Here is a 17203-nt window from a genome sequence, read left to right as displayed (position 1 = left end):
AGTTGCCCGGCCGGGCCTGCACGATGAGACGGCCGTCGTCGGCTAGGCGGGCGGGCAGTGGGCTGTCGAGCTGCATGGCGCGCAGCCCCGGCAGCAGGGCCAGCGGCAGCTCCACGGCGCGGGCGCGGCCGGCAACGCGCAGGTCGAAGGCGGTGGTTACCGTCAGCGGCAGTTCGTCGTCGATGAGGCGCACGGTCTGCACGCTGACGCTGTCGCTGGCCTCGGCAGGGCTGGCCCCGGCGCGCAGCCAGATGCGGCCTTCGCCGTCGGGCGCGCGGGCCTGGGTGGCACCGTCGCTGGTCACGACGATGGTGGCGAGGTTGGCGGGCACGGCCAGGTTCTGCGGCATCTCTGCCCAGGCGATGCGGCCTTCGACAACATGGGCGCCCGGCGCCAGCCAGACGGCCGGATGCTCGCTCGCCTCGACGACGGCCAGCGCCTTGCCGCCCGCCTTGACGTCCTGCGGCCAGGCGCCGGGCTCACCGGGCAGGGCCACGCGGGCCGGCGCGCCGAAGACCTGCACCTCCAGCTTGAACGTCGCCTCGCGAGCCCCGGCGCCGAGCTGCAGCCGCCCGGGCCAGACGCAGACCGGCGTCTCCCCTTCGGCGGCCCCAACCGGACAGCCCAGCGGCGGCTGGCCTTGCAGCGCCCAGGGCAGCCAGTCGCGCGTGGCGGCGGGCAAGTCAGCGGGTGTCAGCGGTGCGGCATGCACGGTCAGGCCGGCAAGCAGGCACAACAGCGTCGTCGCGAATCGCTTCATCGTGTCTCTCCCTGTGCGCGGCATTCCAACACAGCGCAAGAGGACGTCGACGGGGGTTGTCGCGGGTGCGCGGGGTGCTGCTGCCGGTGCAGCGAGATGCGACTTTTGCCGGGCGGATGCGATAGTGCAGCGGTCGTATCCACGCTCTGCATCTCCTCCCTGATGTCCGTTCTCGCACCCTTGCCCACAGTCCCGACCGAAGAAGAACCGCGGACGTCCTGGCCAAGCCTGTTGCTGGCCCTCGTGACTGCGCGGCGTGCGCCGTCATTGACCCTGCATTGCCTGCTGGCGTGGCCGGTGGCCTTGCTTCCCAGCGCGGCCTTCGTCGGCCTGGCCTATGGGCTGGCCGTGGCGCTGGGCGTGGACACGACCGCCTTCGCGCCACCCGATCGCGAGGCTTCGTTCAAGGACTTTTTCGGTGCGGTGGTCTTTGCACCCCTGGCCGAGACGCTGTTGCTGGGCGGCCTGCTGTGGCTGCTGGGCCGCCTGTCGAGCCAGCCCCTGTTCATCGCCGCAGTCTCCGGCGTGCTGTGGGGCGGCCTGCACGGCGCGCACGGCTTGCTCTGGTTCTTCGGCACCTTCTGGAGCTTCTTCGTGTTGAGCTGCGGCTACCTGGCCTGGCGGCCGCTGGGCTTCGGCCGCGCCTTCGCCGCCGCGACCCTCCCGCATATGCTGATCAATCTGACGGCAATGATGCTGGTGTGGCTGCCTGCCTGAGGCGAGACGGGCCGGCGTCAGTCGGCCTGCAGCGTCAGCGCCACCAGCGTCCAGCGGTCTGCGTTGCTGACCACGGTCCCGTCGGTATCGAGAACCACCGGCCCCAGCTGCATCACCCAGACGGTGTCGCCGATGCGCAGCAACGGCTGCCATTGACGCAGTTGCGACAGCGCGCATGAGCCCTGGCCGGGGAGTGGCTGGTAGACGCTGCAGTTGGCGTCGTAGGTGCGCACCGCTTCCAGGCGGCCATCGGCCAGCAGGCGCCATTCGCGGCGGCTGAAGTCGAAGGTGGAGGTCGGCTCGCCCGGCACGGTGAACTGGAGCCCGAAGCGGCCGTCGCTGCGCAGCTGGTAGGCGACGCCCTGGCCGTAGAAGACGCTGACGTTGGACGCGAAGCTGTGCTGCCAGAAGGCGCGGTCCAGCGTCGGGATCGCCACCGGAATCACGCTCACTTCCACGGCCGTCTGCGGGCTGCCGTCCGCTCCCAGGTCCTGCAGCAGCCAGCGCGCATCGCCGCGCGCACCCTTGCCCAGCAGCGTGTACAGATGCGAGACGTGCGCGAAGTCCACCCGCAGTTTGCCGTCCACGAGGCGCCAGCTGCCCTTCAGCCCCGATCGCGACAACGTCAGTTCGGTGGCCGACGTGACCGTCGCGATGTCCTGATGGGGTTCCAGCACGTCGTTGGCGTCCAGGGACAGCGGCGCGGACAGGCCGGCCCATTGCGTGCCGACCGCGAAATCCTCGGCCTTGAACGCCGGCGTGTCGATCTGGCGGCGCATGAGGTCGCCACTTTCGACGCGCCGTTCGCTGCGCGACTGATTGGGAGGGATCCGCGTCACGGATCCCTGCCGTGCGACCTTGGCGAGCGACGTGCTCTGCGGGCCGCCGATATCGCTGAGGGTCAAGCCCGTGCGGGTGAGCTGGAAGGGAACGTCTTCGCTGATCTCCAGCAGGCCCAGGTAGGCATAGTCGTAGGCACGGTAGGCCTCGACGGGGGGCTGGTCGTAGGTGACGGTCATCGCGCGGGCGCTGGCGGTCCAATGCACGGCACGCGGCCGATCGCTGACCTCGGTGCCGGTGCCATCCGAACGCAGCGTCAGCGTGCGCACGGCCTGAGCGCCGGCCTCGTCGCCATAGCTGTAGATCAGCGTCACCGGGGCGCCGTTGGCCGTCGGCGTTGGGGGCGGTGCGTTGAGGGCGGGGTCGCCCAGCGTGGCCTGGCGGGCGGCTTCGAATTCGCCGGGCCTGTCGCGCCGCAGGCTGGTGCGCAAGCCGTTCAGCGCCGCGGCGCTGGTCAGCAGCGCACGGGTGTCGGCCGCACCGGCCGGCAGGGCGACGCCGCCGTCGATGACGAGCTTGGCCGTGGCCGCCGCGTCCAGCACGGACTGCGGCCCGAGCCGCTGCAGCGCCGCCACCAGTTCCGCGGCGGTCCCGGGTTGTGCGCCGGCCTGGGCAATCAGTCCGGCCTGCGCGGCACTCAGGTGCGTCAGGTTCAGGGCGGCGTTCTGCTCGGCCGCCAGCTTGCCATCCCTGGACGCCGCCGCGAGGCCACCGAACTCACCGGCCAGACTGGTGAGGACGACCTTGGACTGGGTGCCGGCGCCTGTCGCGGTCAACGTGACGAAGTCGCCAGGCTGGCTGCTCTTGACCGCCAGGGTGTAGCGGCCGCTGGCATCGGCAATGGCCGTGAAGCTCTGGCCGCCGACGTCGGCCTTGACGGTGGCGTTGGCGACGGGTGCATCGGTGACCTGGCCCTGCAAAGTCAGCGCGGCCTCCACCGTCAGCTTGACCGTGGCCGACTGGCTGGCCGTGCCGACGCTGAGCTTGTAGCTGAAGCTGTCGGGACCGAAGAAGCCGGAATTGGGCGTGTAGCTGATCTTGGTGCCGTTGACGGTGGCCGTGCCGTGCAGCGGGGCGGCATCCACCGTCACGCTGGCGCTGCCATTCGTGACGGTGTCGTTGTCGGTCACGCCCAGCGCGACAGCGGTGTTCCAGGCCACGGAATAGGCATCCGCAGCAGCCACGGCGGCCGGTGCAGGAGCCGGCGCGGGTGCCGGTGCCGGTGCGTCGGACCCACCACCGCCGCAGGCGGTCAGGGTCGAGATCAGCGCAGCGCCGAGGGCACAGCGCAACATGGCGCCATCACGGCGCCCCAGCTCGGTGGACATGCGGAACTCCCTGGGTCATCTTTTTTCGCCGCGATTGAACCAGAAAATCCCGGAGGATCTGATCAGGGCTTCACGCGGACGATGCGGCCGTGGGCTTCCAGCACCAGGTAGAGCAGGCCGTCCGGTCCTTCGCGCACATCGCGCATGCGGCCGGCGTCGGGGAAGAGCTTCTCCTGCTCGGCGGGCCGGTTGTCAGCGTCGAGCTTGACGCGCTCCAGATAGCCGAACTTCAGCGAGCCGATGAAGAAGTTGCCCTGCCAGGCCGGGCCGTACTTGGCGCTCTTCAGCCGCACCAGGCCCGAGGGCGCGATGGAGGGCACCCATTTGACGATGGGTTGCTCCATGCCGRCCTTGGCGAAGATGCCGTCGCCGATCTTGCCGCCGCCATAGTTCTCGCCATAGGTGATGACGGGCCAGCCGTAGTTCAGCTTCGGGCGGATGAGGTTGAGCTCGTCGCCGCCCTGCGGACCGTGTTCGTGTTCCCAGAGCTGGCCCTTGTCGTCCAGGGTCAGGCCTTGCGAGTTGCGATGGCCATAGCTCCAGATCTCGGGCAGTGCGCCGGGCGTGTTCACGAAGGGGTTGTCGGCCGGCACGCTGCCGTCCTTGCCGACGCGCACGATCTTGCCGAGGTGGTTGTCCAGCGTCTGCGCGCTCTGCATGCCGCTGAAACGTTCGCCCATGCTCAGCATCAGCTTGCCGTCGGGCATCTCGACGATGCGGCAGCCGAAGTGGTGCTTGCTCTCGACCTTGGGCTTCTGGCTGAAGATGACCTTGACGTCGGTCAGGCGCTTCAGGTCTTCGCTGAGGCGCGCACGGGCGAGGGCCGTGCTGTTGGTCTTGTTGGCGCCGGGCTCCGAGAAGCAGAAGTAGATCGTGCGGTTGCGGGCGAAGTCGCTGTCGGTGACGACGTCCAGCAGGCCGCCCTGGACGACGGCATCGACCGCGGGAACGCCCGCAATCGGTGCGCTGGGCTTGCCGCCGGCCTTGGCCGTGCGCAGGGCGCCGTCACGCTCGGTGATGAGGAACTGGCCATCGGGCAGGAAGGCCACCGCCCAGGGCGTCTTGAGGCCCTCGACGACGGTTTCGAGTTCGGGGGCGGCCTGGGCGAGGCTGCAGCCGAGGGCGAGAAGAAGGGGGAGAAGACGCTTGCTCATCGGCGTGGACTCAACTCAGGGCGCGGGGGGGCTTGCATCATCGCAGCCCACGGTCTCGCTAGCATCCCGATCCAGTGAATGACATGACTCGGGGAGGGCGGATGCGCGCTGCGGTGTGGATGACTTTGGGACTGCTGATTGCCTGCTGGGTTTCAGCGCCGGCGCGGGCCCAACCCTCGGAGGTGGATGTCATCGTCGGCCGCGCCGATGCAGACGCCAGCGGCGCCTGGCCGGTGATGCTGTGGGTGCGGGACGGCGCGCAAAGCCGCGTCATCGTGCGCGCGCCGCGGGCCTGGCTTGGGGCCATGCCCTGGCGTGCGGCCGATGCGCAGGCGCTGATGCAGCTGGAACGCTTCGGCGCACCGCGGCTGCAGCGACGGCGGGATGCCGACCCCTGCTCGACGGCACTGGCCTGGGCGCGCGTCATTCACCCGCCGGGCAGCGCCCACTGGCCGGGCGAACGTGAAGCCCTGGCGCACCCGGTTTGCGCGACCGGTGGCTGTGAAGGTGAAGCCTGGCAACTGGCATTGCCCGAGGAAGCGGGTGACGCCCTGCCGTTGGCGAAGTTGTTGCCTGGCCTGGGCGCCGATCGCGCGCAATGGCTGGTGCTGCTGGTCGTCAGCCCCTCGCAGGCCGTGATGCTGGAGGGGCTGCCGCAGCTGCGGATACCGGCCTCGCTGCAGTGGGATCGCCCCATCGAGCGCTGGGCCAGCGACGTCTTCCCCGAACGGGCCGCGGCGAGCTTTCCGGCCATCCACACCGCCCTGCTGGAGCAACTGGCGGCCACCCAGGGGCTGGCGTCGTCGTCGGCGCTGATGCGTTCCGACTCGATATCCCATGTCCAGCCGCACAGGTATGTGCGGAGTTGGGAGCCCAGCCCTGAGCAGCGCCAGGCGCTGGGCCTCGCGGGCCAGGCCTTGCAGGGTCACAACATCTTCCGCCTGCTGCTGCGGCTGAATCCGGGCAGCCGCCCGACGGCATTGCGGTTGCAGGCTGTCGATTGGCGGGAGATCGGATTCTTCGGCCAATTCCATGCGCTCGAGCCGCAAGCCGTGGACCGGCCGGCCTGCCGGCTGAAACTCGCCGACATGAACTGCAAGCAGAGCTGCGCCGAGCGCTTGGCCAGCTTGCCGGGCCAGCTGAAATGGGGCTTTCTTGCGGACGCGTCGATCAAGACCCTGGCCGACGGTGAGCGCCCGGCGGCCTGCCTCAAGAGTTGCGAACAGCAACGCGCGGCGCTGGACGCCGGCATGGAAAGTCGTTTCGAAGCCGTGGCGCAACGTCAGCGTGATGCCTGGCGCTGGGTGGAGGAGCTGACCGGGCGGCCGGCCGGCAGCTGGCAATAGCGCTGCCGCCTGCGCTGGCGATCCCGGCACGCCGATTGCCGGTCAACCCGCCATGCAGCGCTATCTCAACCGCAGCGGCGAGTCAGGCGTCGTCGCCTATGAACTCGGCCCGGCCAGCATCGCCGTGCGCTTTGTCGACGGCTCGGTCTATGTCTACGACGCCAAACAGCCGGGAGCCGAAGCAGTCGACGAGATGAAGCGCCTGGCCCAGGTCGGGCGGGGCCTGAGCGGCTATATCAGCCGCTTCGTGCAGGCCAACTACGCGAAGAAGCTGCGCTAGGCGCGCCGCATCACGACAAGCAGGCCCTCGACGGCTTCGTCGTTTTCCTTGCGGATGGCGCAGCGCGTCGACGACTCGAGTGTGAAGCCGTGGGCGGCTGCCAGGCGCTGCAGATAGGCCAGCGAATGGGCGTAGCGGCGCTTGGCGCCAAGGCGGAAGTCGCTGCTGTCCTCGCACGCCTCGACGGAGAAGGCAAACAGCCCGGCCGGCCGAAGCGCGGCCGCGGTGGCGGTGAAGACGTCGCCCAGGTCACCGATGTAGACGAAGACGTCGGCAGCGACGGCGATGTCAAAGCGCTGCGGCTGGCCTTGCAGCGCCTGGGCGATGTCGCCCTGCACCAGCTCGTCGTACAGGCCCAGCTCGCCCGCCTTGGCCAGCATCAGGCCGGACAGGTCCACGCCGGTCAGCTTGGCCGCCAGCGGGCGCAGCAGCGGCCCGCACAGGCCGGTGCCGCAGCCGAGGTCGATGACCTCGCCGCCCGCAGCCGGCAGGGCGCGCTGCAGTTCGTTCACGAGCAGCTCGGGCGTGCGATAGCCCAGCCTCTGGACGAGGTGCTCGTCGAAGTTGTGGGCATACATGTTGAACAGCGCCTCGACATAGCCGGCCGGCGCCGTCGACGGCGGGCTGCCGACGCCGAGCGCGGCCAGCGCGTACTGGATCTGGTCGACGTCCTTGCCCAGCGCCAGGGCCTGCTGGAAGGTGGCGATGGCCTGGCCGCGGCGGTGCAGGGTCAGCAGGCATTCGGCGCGGCCGACCAGCGCCTCGGAGTAGGTCGGCTGCAGGGCCAGGGCGGCGTCGAAGCTGGCCAGGGCTTCCTCGGGCCGCTCCAGCGCGCGCAGGCTGGTGCCGCGGTTGCGCAGGGCCTTGGCGTCGGCGGGCCGCAGCGCCAGCGCATGCTCGAAAGCCTGCACGGACTCCTCGTGGCGACCCAGGCTGCCCAGCGTGTTGCCGAGGTTGTTCAAGGCCGGCGCGCTGTCGGGGCGCTGGGCCAGGGCGCGGTTCAGCAGCTCGAGGGCTTCGTCGAAGCGGTTGGTCTGGCCGCAGATGACGCCTTGCAGGTGCAGGGCATCGAAGTGGGTCGGTGCGGTGCGCAGCAGGCGGCGGTAATGCTGCTCGGCTTCGGCGAGACGGCCTTGCTGGTGCAGGGCCAGGCCCTTGTCGAAATCGGTGGGCTTGGCCATGGGGCAGTCGTCCCTCAGTCTTCCCACAGGCTGCTGACCAGGGTCAGGCCCACGGCGAACAGGTCCACGGCCAGGCCGGCGCCCGTCAGCCTGGACTCGGCCGGCCAGGCGTCCAGGCGTTCGGTACGCGAGCGCTCCCGCGCCATCGCGACGAGGGCATCGGCCACGGCCGTCGTCGGGAGGGCATGCGGGGCGGAGGCCTTGGCATAGCTCTGCAGGGCCTTCTCGACGGCCTCGGGGTCCAGCAGCGACAGCGCCGAGCGGCAATGCGAGCAGGCGTCTTCCTTGCGCAGGTCCACCGGCGCGCCGCAGTTGCTGCAGTTGATGACGCCGACCTTCTTGGCGATGTCGGCGATCTCGGGCCTGGTGAGTTGTCGCACGAAGCCCTTCTCGATCATGAAGGACGCGAAGCTGCTGAAGCGCCCGTGCCGGCTCTCGCAGCGGTGGGTGATGAAGCGGCCGCTGCGCACGACGTCGAAGCCCTGCACGAGGCCGCCGCGGCACTCCGGGCAGCGCAGCCGGCCGGCGAGCGGTGCATGCGGCTCGTCGCGGTGCCGGTTCATTTCCTTGAACATCGTGGCCACCGCCGCCGGCGCCAGCCTGAGGTTCTCCATGCTGTCGAACCAGATGCCCTGGCAGCCGAAGCAGAAGTCGATCTCCACCCGGCTGTCGTACTGGCCGGGCAGGTCGTGCACCTGCATCGCGTCGCCGCAGGAGGGGCAGGGGCGCTGCTTGCCGGGCACGGTCAGCCGTCCAGCCTTTGCTGGAACACCAAGCCCGCGTGCTCGCGCAGCGCGTGGAACTTGATCTTGGGCCAATTGCTCTCGATGGCGCGCAGCTCGGGGGCGTACTCGACCAGCACGGTCGGTGCGTCGACGGCGTCGTAGGCCATGCGGTGGTCGTTGGCGTCGATGAAGCGCTTGAGTTCGGCCGCGTCGTCGCATGTCACCCAGCGCGCCACCTGGAAGCGGCTGGGCATGATGCGGGCCTTGCAGCCGTACTCGTGCTCCAGCCGGTGGGCGACGACTTCGAACTGCAGCTGGCCGACGGCGCCCAGCAGCAGCACGCTGCCGGCGATGGGGCGGAAGACCTGGATGGCACCTTCTTCGCCCAGCTGCGTCAGGCCGGCGCGCAGCTGCTTGGTCTTCAGTGGGTCGGCCACTTCGACGGCGCGGAACATTTCCGGCGCGAAGAAGGGCAGGCCGGTGTATTGCAGGGCCTCGCCTTCGGTGATGGTGTCGCCGAGCTGCAGCACGCCGTGGTTGGGGATGCCGATGATGTCGCCGGCAAAGGCCTCGTCCAGCAGCTCGCGCTTCTGGCTCATGAAGGTCACGACGCTGTTCGGACGCAGGCTTTTGCCGGAGCGCACCACCTTCAGGTTCATGCCGCGTTCGAATCGGCCCGAGGCCACACGCAGGAAGGCGATGCGGTCGCGATGAGCCGGGTCCATGTTGGCCTGGATCTTGAAGACCACACCCGTGAACTTGGGTTCCTCAGGCTGCACGGTGCGCTGCATGGCGACGCGCGAATCCGGCGGCGGAGCCAGCTCGACGAGGGCGTCCAGCACTTCCTGCACGCCGAAGTTGTTGACGGCCGAGCCGAAGAACATCGGCGTCTGCTTGCCGGTCAGGAACTCCTCGCGGTTGAACTCGGGCGCGGCCTCGCGCACCAGCTCGATCTCGCCTTCGGCCTGTTCGTACTGCATGCCGAAGCGCTCCGCATAGGCCGGGTTGTCCAGGCCTTCCAGCACTTCCTCGGTGCCGGCCGCGCGGTCCTCGCCTGGGGCGAACACGCGCATGCGCTGCTGGCGCAGATCCATCACGCCGTGGAACTGCTTGCCCATGCCGACCGGCCAGGTGAAGGGCACGACCGTCATGCCGAGTTCCTGCTCGATCTCGTCCATCAGCGCCAGCGGGTCTTTCACCTCACGGTCCATCTTGTTGACGAAGGTCAGGATGGGCGTGTTGCGGGCGCGGCAGACCTGCAGCAGGCGGCGGGTCTGCGGTTCGACGCCGTTGGCCGCGTCGATGACCATCAGCGCCGCGTCCACGGCCGTCAGCACGCGGTAGGTGTCCTCGGAGAAGTCCTGGTGGCCCGGGGTGTCCAGCAGGTTGATGACGCAGTCGCGGTATTCCATCTGCATGACGGATGACGCCACCGAGATGCCGCGCTGCTTTTCGATCTCCATCCAGTCCGAGGTCGCATGGCGGCTGGCCTTGCGCGCCTTCACCGAGCCGGCGATCTGGATCGCACCCGAGAACAGCAGCAGCTTCTCCGTCAGCGTGGTCTTGCCGGCGTCGGGGTGGCTGATGATGGCGAAGGTGCGGCGGCGGCGGACTTCCGTCTCGATGCGGCTGGCGGTGGTTTCGGACATTGAGTTCTTCTGGCGGGCTAACCCGCGATTATCGTTGCGTGCCTGTAGCCACAAGTCCGCGCGCCTGCCGGTGGGAGGGCTCAGGCACGCGAATCGCGTTCCGGTCGGCCCAGGTCTTCACATGCAAGCATGCCCAGCCTGTCGAGATGAGGTGATCACGCTGCGGCGGCGCATCGTCGCTGCCACCTATGGCCAGCGGTTTCGATGCCCCTCGTGTGGCGTCTGGCTGGAGTTTCAGTCAACTCAATCGCATCGCATCGAGCAGGAACCGGGCATCCGAGAGCATCTGCGCTGGTTGTTGGCGTACCCACTCCTCTTTGTCGCAGCGATTGCGGCATGGTCCTTCCTGATGGCGTTCGCCAGCAAAAATTTCTTGAGCTCTTGGTGGTGGCTCGTCACGGCCGTGGTGCTGGTGCCGGTTCTGAGCTACGAACTGTTCGTGCTGGCGCAGCGAGTGCGCAATGCAGCTCTTCGCAAGGCGCACTTCCAGGACCGCTTCCCCAGCCTGGATGCCCTGCGTGGACTGCGAATGGCTTGGAAGGAGCCGGCGTTCCGTCGGGGCATGGCGCGGGTGACGATGTTCGCCATCTCAGCGTTTTCGCTGTCCTGGGGCTTGATCCGTGTCCTTCATCTGATCAGAGATACATCGTGACCAGATGCCTGATCCGGCCGGCGATACGCGGGAGAGGGGTCTCTACATCCCCTTGAACTTTCCGCGGTGGGCGCGGCTGACCGGCAGGGCCTGGGCCAGCCCACGCAGGTGCACCCACAGCTCGCCGTCGTCGCGCCGTTCGATGCGCTCGATGGCGCGCGCGTTGACGACCGAGCCGCGGTGGATCTGCCAGAACAACTGCGGGTCCAGCGACTGCTGCAGCTCGCCCAGCGAGGTGCGCAGCAGCAGCTGTTCGCCGCCCTGGCTCAATGCCCGTGTGTGGCGCAGCTCCGAGCGCAGCGCGGCGAGCTGATCGACGTCCAGCAGCTTCATGGTGTTGCCGGTCCAGGCCTGCAGGAAGCGCAGGTCCGACCGCTGGGGCTGGGCCGCCTGCAGCCGCTGCACGGTGGCCGCCAGCCGCGCGGGCGTGACGGGCTTGTGCAGATAGTCCACCGCCGCGCGCTCGAAGGCGGCCAGGGCGTGCTCGGCATGCGCCGTGACGAAGACGAGACGCGTGCCGGCCGGTGCCAGCTGCGCCAGGCCCAGGCCGTCGATGCCGGGCATGCGGATGTCGAGGAAGGCGATGTCCGGCCTCAGTTCATCCAGCAGCCGACGCGCCTCGGTGCCGTTACGGGCCAGGGCCACGATCTCCAGCTCGGGCCAGGCCTGGGCGAGCAGTTGCTGCAGCTCTTCGAGCAGCTGGGGTTCGTCGTCGGCGATCAGTGCAGTCGTCATGGCGTGGGCAAGGTGAGCGTGGCTTCGGTCAGGCCTTGGACGTTGGTCGTGAGGCTGAGGCTGGCGAGGTCGCCGTGCAAGGCTTGCAGGCGTTGGCGCAGATTGGCCAGCGCCAGGCCGTGGCCAGCAGGCGCTGCGCCGGTGAGCGGACAGCCGCCGTTGACGACGCGCAGCAGCAGCCGGCCCTCGCGGCGCTCGGCCTGCAGCTCGATGAGCCCGCCGCCCTCGCTGGGCTCGATGCCGTGCTGGATGGCGTTCTCCACCAGCGGCTGCAGCATCAGCGGCGGCAACGGCAGGTCCAGCAGCGCGACGTCCACATCGACGCGGTAGCTGAGCCGCTCGCCCAGCCGCAGCGCCATGATGGCCAGGTAATGCTCGACGATCTGGCACTCCTGCCCCAGCGTCGAGCCTTCGTTCTGCCGCACCCTTTCCAGCGTGGTCTCCAGCAGACCGCTGACGGCGTCCAGCAGCGGCAGCGCGCGCGCCGAGCCCTGGCGCACGAAGCTGCGCAGCGTGGCCAGCGTGTTGAACAGGAAGTGCGGCTCGATCTGCGCCTGCAGCATCTGCAGCTCGGCCCGCAGCCGGGCGCGCTCCTGCTCCACGCGGCGCACGGCGCGCAGCCGGCGCAGGCCTTGCAGCAGCGGCAGGCTGAGCAATACCGCGCCGAAGGTGATGTGCAGCCAGGCGCGGGTCATGCGGTCCCCCGTAGCCATGGGCTCGGGCGTCAGCAACTGCTCCACCCCCCAGCCCAGCGCGGCGCCGACGAGCAGTGCCCCGAACAGCAGCTCAAGGGCGGTGCGGGGCCGACGGGCCAGCAAGCCGCAGAGCCCGTCGGTCGCGGCGTGGCCCAGCAGCAGGCCCAGGATCAGCGGCCAGGCCTGCGGCGCGCGCAGGCAGGTGATGGCCAGCACCGCCAGCATCAACATGGCGTTCAGCACACCGGGGCGATGCCAGCCCACCCTCTCCTCGCGCAGCGCCTGGGCCAGTTCGTGGCCCAGCGTCGGCTCGGTCAACCCGGCGCGGTTCAAGGCGGCGTCAGGTGGTTGGGCTGGCGGGGCAACGCGAGCGCGCCCTTGCCCGTGGTCGGTACCGCGTTCGACACGACCTCGAGCTTGAAGTCGGTCGCCTGCAGCTGGCCCGCGCCGGTGAGCAGGAAGCCAAAGCTGAGCGCGGTGGCATCGGCCGGGATGTCCAGCACCACCTCGGCGGGCTGCCAGCCGAAGCTGCCCTGCAGCTGGCGGTCCCACATATTGTCGAAGGCGGTGGCTTTTTGGCCGCTGTCGGCGCGCATCCACAAACCGCCCCATTCGGCCAGTTGGGCGCCGCGCAGTTGGGCGCTCAGGCGCACGCGCTTGCCGGCGTAGTCGGTGCCGGCGAGCTGCTGCATCAGCGTCGAAAAGCCCACGGTGCCMGGTTTGCAATCGATGCTGTAGGCCTTGGGGCTGGGCGCGCTGTCGACCGGCAGGACCCGGCCCTCGCAGGTCTGGGCATCACCGGACTGCATCCAGCCTGAAGGCAGGCCGGTCGGCTTGGCCAGGGCCGTGGCAAGCACGCCGACCCCGATGGCGGCGACGATGGCAGAGGCTTTCATCAATCAATCTCCCGTGACGGACACGAATCGGTCCGCACGCAGACTAGGTGGGCGAGTCGCGGCCCGCGGCGCAACGGGGCGAACGGTCACTGGCCGTGCAGCAGGGGTCGAAAAGGCGACATCAGCGCAGGCGTGGGGGTCGGGTCATGCCGCCGGCAGGAAAGGCTTGACGACGCCGATCAGCCGCTCCACATAGGTCTCCTTCTCGCCCACCGGCGCCGCGTAATGCAGGGCACCGCGCGCGGCGTCCAGCCCGGCGCGCGAGGCCATGACCCAGGTGGCCAGGTATTGCGAGGCCAGGCAGCCGCCGGCCGTGGCGATGGGGCCGCGGGCCTGGAAGGGCTCCTCGACGACGCGCACGCCGGCCTCGACGACCCAGGGCTTGGTCGTGGAGTCGGTGCAGGCGGGCATGTCGGCCAGCAGCCCGAGGCGGGCCATCAGCAGCGTGCCAGAGCATTGGCCGCCGATGAGCTGGCGCACCGGGTCCAGGCGCAGGCGGTCCAGCAGCGCGCCGTCGGCGGCGATGGCGCGGGTGTGGATGCCGCTGCCGAACAGCACGACGTCGGCTTCGTTGGCGAACTCCAGCGGCCGCTGCGCCGTGATGGCGACCCCGTTCATCGAGCGCACCTGCTCGGCCGGGCTGGTGATCTCGGCCGACCAGCCGAGATGGCTGAGCCGGTTGATCAGCCCCAGCGCGATGAAGCTGTCGAGTTCGTTGAAGCCGTCGAAGGTGACGACCGCAACCTTCACGCCGCCAGAAGATTTAGAAGCATCCATGCTGTCTGTTGGCTACGCCGCCAAGCCGCTGGCGCTACGCGCCGGCCCGCTTCGCAGGCGGATGATCACTCCGCAAGATTGCTCCGGAGCATCCACGCGGTTTGTTCATGCACGGTCAGCCGCTGCGTCAGCAGGTCGGCCGTGGGTTCGTCGCCGGCCTTGTCGACCAGCGGAAAGATGGCGCGCGCCGTGCGGGCGACGGCCTCATGGCCCTGCATCAGCACCTCGACCATCTTCATGGCCTTGGGCGGCACGGCGGGTGCGTCGGGCAGGCCGCTGAGCTTGGTGAACTGGGCATAGCTGCCCGGCGCCGGGTGGCCGAGCGAGCGGATGCGCTCGGCGATGGGGTCGACGGCGTTCCACAGCTCGGTGTACTGGGCCATGAACATCGCATGCAGGCTGTTGAACATCGGCCCCGTGACGTTCCAGTGGAAGTTGTGCGTCGTCAGGTAGAGCGTGTAGGTCTCGGCCAGCAGTTTGGACAGGCCGGCGGCGACCGCGGCGCGGTCCTTCTCGCTGATGCCGATGCTGATGGACGGGGCGGCGGATTTCTTGGCCATGAGGGCTCCAAAAACATAACGGGGTGAGCCTAACGGATTCGGCTTGCCCCCGTGCGGCCGCGCCCGTCAGGCGGCGGCGAACAGCCGGGGCCAGCGGGCGCGCAGCAGCGTCGGCGCGTGGTGCCAGGCCAGGCAGAGGTAGCAGACGATCATCAACACCGGGTACTCGCAGCCGTCGACCTCGCTGCCCGACGAGAACCAGCCGTTCGGCAGATGGTGGACCGGGATGCCGACGAGGTAGATGGCCGCGAAGCCCAGGCTGAGCGGGAAGACGAAGCGGCCACTGGCCAGCACCAGCGAGGCCAGCATCTCGTAGCCGGTGACGGCCGGGCCCAGCCAGGTGCCCAGCGGCACGCCATGGCGCTCGACGTAGACGCCGAAGCCCAGGGCATCACCGTGGACGAAGCGCACCCAGCCGTGGATGGCGACGAAGAGCGCCACCGTCAGGCGCAGCAGCGTCATCGGTTCAAGGGGGAAGCGGGAGCGGAGAGCGGACATGGAAGCCTCTTCAGGTCAGGATGGCGAGGGGCCGGCGCTTGCCGGACGGCTCGCCATCCTGCGGATTGCTCCGCTGATCGTCCTGAATTGGCTCTGAATTCTTCTGATTCAGGGTCTGCCGTCGCTCAATGGGCCCTGGTCTGTCCTTTTTCAGGCGTGCAGGTCGAAGCGGTCGAGGTTCATGACCTTGGTCCAGGCGGCGACGAAGTCCTTGACGAACTTCTGCTTGCCGTCGGCGCTGGCGTAGACCTCGGCATAGGCGCGCAGCACGGAGTTGCTGCCGAAGATCAGGTCGGCGCGCGTGCCGGTGTACTTGACGGCGCCGCTCTTGCGGTCGCGGCCTTCGAAGAGCTCGGCGCTGGCGTCCGTTGGCTTCCAGACCGTGCCCATGTCGAGCAGATTGACGAAGAAGTCGTTGCTCAGCGTGCCGGGCTTGTCGGTCAGCACGCCATGCCTGCCGCCATCGGCATTGCTGCCCAGCACGCGCAGGCCACCGACCAGCGCGGTCAGCTCGGGCGCGGTCAGCGTCAGCAACTGGGCGCGGTCGATCAGCAGGGCCTCGGTGGAGGCGCCCAGATTGCCCTTGCTGTAGTTGCGGAAGCCGTCGGCCAGGGGTTCGAGCACGGCGAAGGACTCGACGTCGGTCTGGGCCTGCGTGGCGTCGACGCGACCCGGCGCGAAGGGCACTTCGACCGACACACCGGCAGCCTTGGCGGCCTGCTCGATACCGACGACGCCGGCCAGCACGATGACGTCGGCGAGGGACGCCTTGCCTGAGGCCTTCTGGATCTCGGTGAGCTTGGGCAGGGCCTTCACGGCGGCGGCGTTGACGGCCCAGTCCTTCTGCGGCGCGAGGGCCAGGCGGGCGCCGTTGGCACCGCCGCGCTTGTCGCCGCCGCGGAAGGTCGAGGCCGAGGCCCAGGCGACGGAGACCAGCTCAGCAACGGCCAGGCCCGAGGCGGCGATTCTGGCCTTCAGGTCGGCGATGTCGCCGGGGGTGGGGTGGTGGCTGGCGGCCGGCAGCGGGTCCTGCCAGATCAGGTCTTCCTGGGGCACCTCGGGGCCGAGGTAGCGCGCCTTGGGGCCCATGTCGCGGTGGGTCAGCTTGAACCAGGCGCGGGCGAAGGCGTTGGCAAAGGCTTGCGGGTCGTCACGGAAGCGCTGCGAGATTTTGCCGAACTCAGGGTCGAAGCGCAGCGTCAGGTCGGTCGTCAGCATGGTGGGCTTGTGGAACTTGCCCGGGATGTGAGCGTCGGGGATGTCCTCGGGCGCGTTCCTGGCCACCCATTGCTTGGCGCCGGCGGGCGAGGTGGTGGCCTCCCATTCGAACTTGAACAGGTTGTCGAAGAAGTGGTTGCTCCACTGCGCGGGGGTCTGGGTCCAGGTGACTTCCAGGCCGCTGGAGATGGTGTCCTTGCCGTGGCCGCCACCGAAGCCGCTGGTCCAGCCCAGGCCCTGGGACTCGATGCTGGCGCCCTCGGGCTCGGCGGTCTTGTGGTGCTCGGGCGCGGCGCCATGGGCCTTGCCGAAGGTGTGGCCGCCGGCGATCAGCGCGACGGTCTCCTCGTCGTCCATGGCCATGCGGCCGAAGGTGGCGCGGATGTCCTTGGCGGCAGCCAGGTAATCGCCGCTGGCGTTGGGGCCTTCGGGGTTCACATAGATCAGGCCCATGTGGGTGGCGCCGACGCTGGCGACGAGGTTGCGATCGCCCTCGAAGCGCTTGTCATCGGCCAGCCACTTGGTCTCGGCGCCCCAGGCCACGTCCATGTCGGGTTCCCAGACGTCCTCGCGGCCGCCGGCGAAGCCGAAGGTGCGAAAGCCCATCGACTCCAGCGCCACATTGCCGGCCAGGATGAAGAGATCGGCCCAGGAGATGGCCTGGCCGTACTTCTGCTTGATGGGCCACAGCAGGCGGCGGCTCTTGTCGATGTTGACGTTGTCGGGCCAGGAGTTCAGCGGCGCGAAGCGCTGCTGGCCGCGCCCGCCGCCGCCGCGGCCGTCGGTGGTGCGGTAGGTGCCGGCCGCGTGCCAGGCCATGCGCACCATCTGCGGGCCGTAGTGGCCGAAGTCGGCCGGCCACCAGTCCTGGCTGTCGGTCATCAGCTTGACGAGGTCGGCCTTGAGCGCCTTGTAGTCGAGCTGGGCGAAGGCCTCGGCGTAGTTGAACCCGTCGCCGAGCGGGTCGGACTTGCTGGAGTGCTGATTCAGCAGGTCGACGCGCAGCTGGTTGGGCCACCAGTCCCGGTTGCTGGTGCCGCCGCCGGCGGCGTGGTGGAAGGGGCACTTGCCTTCGCTCTTGGTGGTCGGGTCGCTCATGTCTGCTCCTGGTGTCTGGGGGGAGACCGAAGCTTAATGATGACTATTGGGCGTTGGCTTTGAATAGAACTAACCTACCAATAGCCAAAATCAT

Annotated in this window: 16 protein-coding genes; 4 read left to right on the top strand and 12 right to left on the bottom strand. The window is 69.1% G+C overall.

Annotation, left to right across the window (positions count from 1 at the left end; translation table 11 throughout):
* The first annotated feature begins 1057 nt into the window (after positions 1-1057).
* A complete protein-coding gene (locus tag AC1D2H_RS16385; RefSeq protein WP_477931279.1) occupies positions 1058-1477 on the top strand; it encodes a hypothetical protein in 420 nt (139 codons plus the stop codon).
* A 17-nt stretch (positions 1478-1494) separates the two neighbouring features.
* On the opposite strand, the gene AC1D2H_RS16380 is transcribed toward AC1D2H_RS16385, so the two are convergent.
* Together AC1D2H_RS16380 and AC1D2H_RS16375 are read right to left on the bottom strand one after the other, a co-directional pair.
* Positions 1495-3645 carry an Ig-like domain-containing protein gene (locus AC1D2H_RS16380; RefSeq protein ID WP_477931277.1) on the bottom strand — a complete coding sequence of 717 codons (2151 nt, stop codon included), beginning with the start codon at positions 3643-3645 and terminating at the stop codon, positions 1495-1497.
* Positions 3646-3707: 62 nt separating this feature from the next.
* On the bottom strand, positions 3708-4799 hold the full coding sequence (locus AC1D2H_RS16375) for a PQQ-dependent sugar dehydrogenase (RefSeq protein ID WP_478011697.1): 1092 nt from the start codon (positions 4797-4799) through the stop codon (positions 3708-3710).
* A gap of 119 nt (positions 4800-4918) precedes the next feature.
* Between AC1D2H_RS16375 and AC1D2H_RS16370 the strand changes: the two genes are divergently transcribed.
* Complete coding sequence (locus tag AC1D2H_RS16370; RefSeq protein ID WP_477931273.1) at positions 4919-6145, top strand: hypothetical protein; 1227 nt, start codon at positions 4919-4921, stop codon at positions 6143-6145.
* A 52-nt stretch (positions 6146-6197) separates the two neighbouring features.
* Complete coding sequence (locus AC1D2H_RS16365; protein ID WP_477931271.1) at positions 6198-6425, top strand: hypothetical protein; 228 nt, start codon at positions 6198-6200, stop codon at positions 6423-6425.
* On the opposite strand, the gene AC1D2H_RS16360 is transcribed toward AC1D2H_RS16365, so the two are convergent.
* The 3 genes from AC1D2H_RS16360 to AC1D2H_RS16350 are packed head-to-tail and all read right to left on the bottom strand — an operon-like array spanning position 6422 to position 9980.
* Positions 6422-7606 (bottom strand): tetratricopeptide repeat protein, encoded by a 1185-nt coding sequence (locus AC1D2H_RS16360; protein WP_478011696.1) that lies wholly within the window; start codon positions 7604-7606, stop codon positions 6422-6424. The genes AC1D2H_RS16365 and AC1D2H_RS16360 overlap by 4 nt on opposite strands.
* A 14-nt stretch (positions 7607-7620) precedes the next feature.
* Positions 7621-8349, bottom strand: coding sequence for a TFIIB-type zinc ribbon-containing protein (locus AC1D2H_RS16355; RefSeq protein WP_478011695.1), 729 nt, complete (start codon positions 8347-8349; stop codon positions 7621-7623).
* Between the two features lie 2 nt (positions 8350-8351).
* Positions 8352-9980 (bottom strand): peptide chain release factor 3, encoded by a 1629-nt coding sequence (locus tag AC1D2H_RS16350; RefSeq protein WP_478011694.1) that lies wholly within the window; start codon positions 9978-9980, stop codon positions 8352-8354.
* Positions 9981-10131: 151 nt separating this feature from the next.
* Here AC1D2H_RS16350 and AC1D2H_RS16345 point away from each other — a divergent pair, with 151 nt between their 5' ends.
* A complete protein-coding gene (locus AC1D2H_RS16345; RefSeq protein ID WP_478011693.1) occupies positions 10132-10632 on the top strand; it encodes a hypothetical protein in 501 nt (166 codons plus the stop codon).
* A gap of 42 nt (positions 10633-10674) precedes the next feature.
* Here the strand turns inward: AC1D2H_RS16345 and AC1D2H_RS16340 are convergent, their stop codons facing one another.
* From AC1D2H_RS16340 to katG, 7 genes are all read right to left on the bottom strand, one after another.
* On the bottom strand, positions 10675-11367 hold the full coding sequence (locus AC1D2H_RS16340; protein WP_478011692.1) for a LytR/AlgR family response regulator transcription factor: 693 nt from the start codon (positions 11365-11367) through the stop codon (positions 10675-10677).
* Positions 11364-12395 (bottom strand): sensor histidine kinase, encoded by a 1032-nt coding sequence (locus AC1D2H_RS16335; protein WP_478011691.1) that lies wholly within the window; start codon positions 12393-12395, stop codon positions 11364-11366. Before AC1D2H_RS16335 ends, AC1D2H_RS16340 begins: the two co-directional genes overlap by 4 nt.
* Positions 12392-12958 (bottom strand): hypothetical protein, encoded by a 567-nt coding sequence (locus AC1D2H_RS16330; protein WP_477931262.1) that lies wholly within the window; start codon positions 12956-12958, stop codon positions 12392-12394. Before AC1D2H_RS16330 ends, AC1D2H_RS16335 begins: the two co-directional genes overlap by 4 nt.
* A gap of 144 nt (positions 12959-13102) precedes the next feature.
* Positions 13103-13708, bottom strand: a complete 606-nt coding sequence (locus AC1D2H_RS16325; protein WP_478011739.1) for a type 1 glutamine amidotransferase family protein — start codon at positions 13706-13708, stop codon at positions 13103-13105.
* A 92-nt stretch (positions 13709-13800) separates the two neighbouring features.
* Positions 13801-14295, bottom strand: coding sequence for a Dps family protein (locus AC1D2H_RS16320; RefSeq protein ID WP_478011690.1), 495 nt, complete (start codon positions 14293-14295; stop codon positions 13801-13803).
* A gap of 66 nt (positions 14296-14361) precedes the next feature.
* The gene (locus tag AC1D2H_RS16315; RefSeq protein ID WP_477931257.1) at positions 14362-14793 is read right to left on the bottom strand and encodes a DoxX family protein; all 432 of its coding nucleotides are present in this window, start codon (positions 14791-14793) and stop codon (positions 14362-14364) included.
* 150 nt (positions 14794-14943) lie between these two features.
* The gene (gene katG / locus AC1D2H_RS16310; protein WP_478011689.1) at positions 14944-17109 is read right to left on the bottom strand and encodes a catalase/peroxidase HPI; all 2166 of its coding nucleotides are present in this window, start codon (positions 17107-17109) and stop codon (positions 14944-14946) included.
* Positions 17110-17203 lie beyond the last annotated feature (94 nt).

This window comes from Roseateles sp. P1_C1_2 (assembly GCF_056406535.1).
Note: the sequence above shows the minus strand (reverse complement) of the source record. Positions and strands in the feature narration are given on the sequence as shown.

Bases quoted from the DNA above. Each gene is read 5' to 3' on its own strand.
- AC1D2H_RS16380 (WP_477931277.1), bottom strand. From the start codon at position 3,645: ATGTCCACCGAGCTGGGGCGCCGTGATGGCGCCATGTTGCGCTGTGCC.
- AC1D2H_RS16370 (WP_477931273.1), top strand. From the start codon at position 4,919: ATGACTTTGGGACTGCTGATTGCCTGCTGGGTTTCAGCGCCGGCGCGG.
- AC1D2H_RS16365 (WP_477931271.1), top strand. From the start codon at position 6,198: ATGCAGCGCTATCTCAACCGCAGCGGCGAGTCAGGCGTCGTCGCCTAT.
- AC1D2H_RS16360 (WP_478011696.1), bottom strand. From the start codon at position 7,606: ATGGCCAAGCCCACCGATTTCGACAAGGGCCTGGCCCTGCACCAGCAA.
- AC1D2H_RS16350 (WP_478011694.1), bottom strand. From the start codon at position 9,980: ATGTCCGAAACCACCGCCAGCCGCATCGAGACGGAAGTCCGCCGCCGC.
- AC1D2H_RS16340 (WP_478011692.1), bottom strand. From the start codon at position 11,367: ATGACGACTGCACTGATCGCCGACGACGAACCCCAGCTGCTCGAAGAG.
- AC1D2H_RS16320 (WP_478011690.1), bottom strand. From the start codon at position 14,295: ATGGCCAAGAAATCCGCCGCCCCGTCCATCAGCATCGGCATCAGCGAG.
- AC1D2H_RS16315 (WP_477931257.1), bottom strand. From the start codon at position 14,793: ATGTCCGCTCTCCGCTCCCGCTTCCCCCTTGAACCGATGACGCTGCTG.
- katG (WP_478011689.1), bottom strand. From the start codon at position 17,109: ATGAGCGACCCGACCACCAAGAGCGAAGGCAAGTGCCCCTTCCACCAC.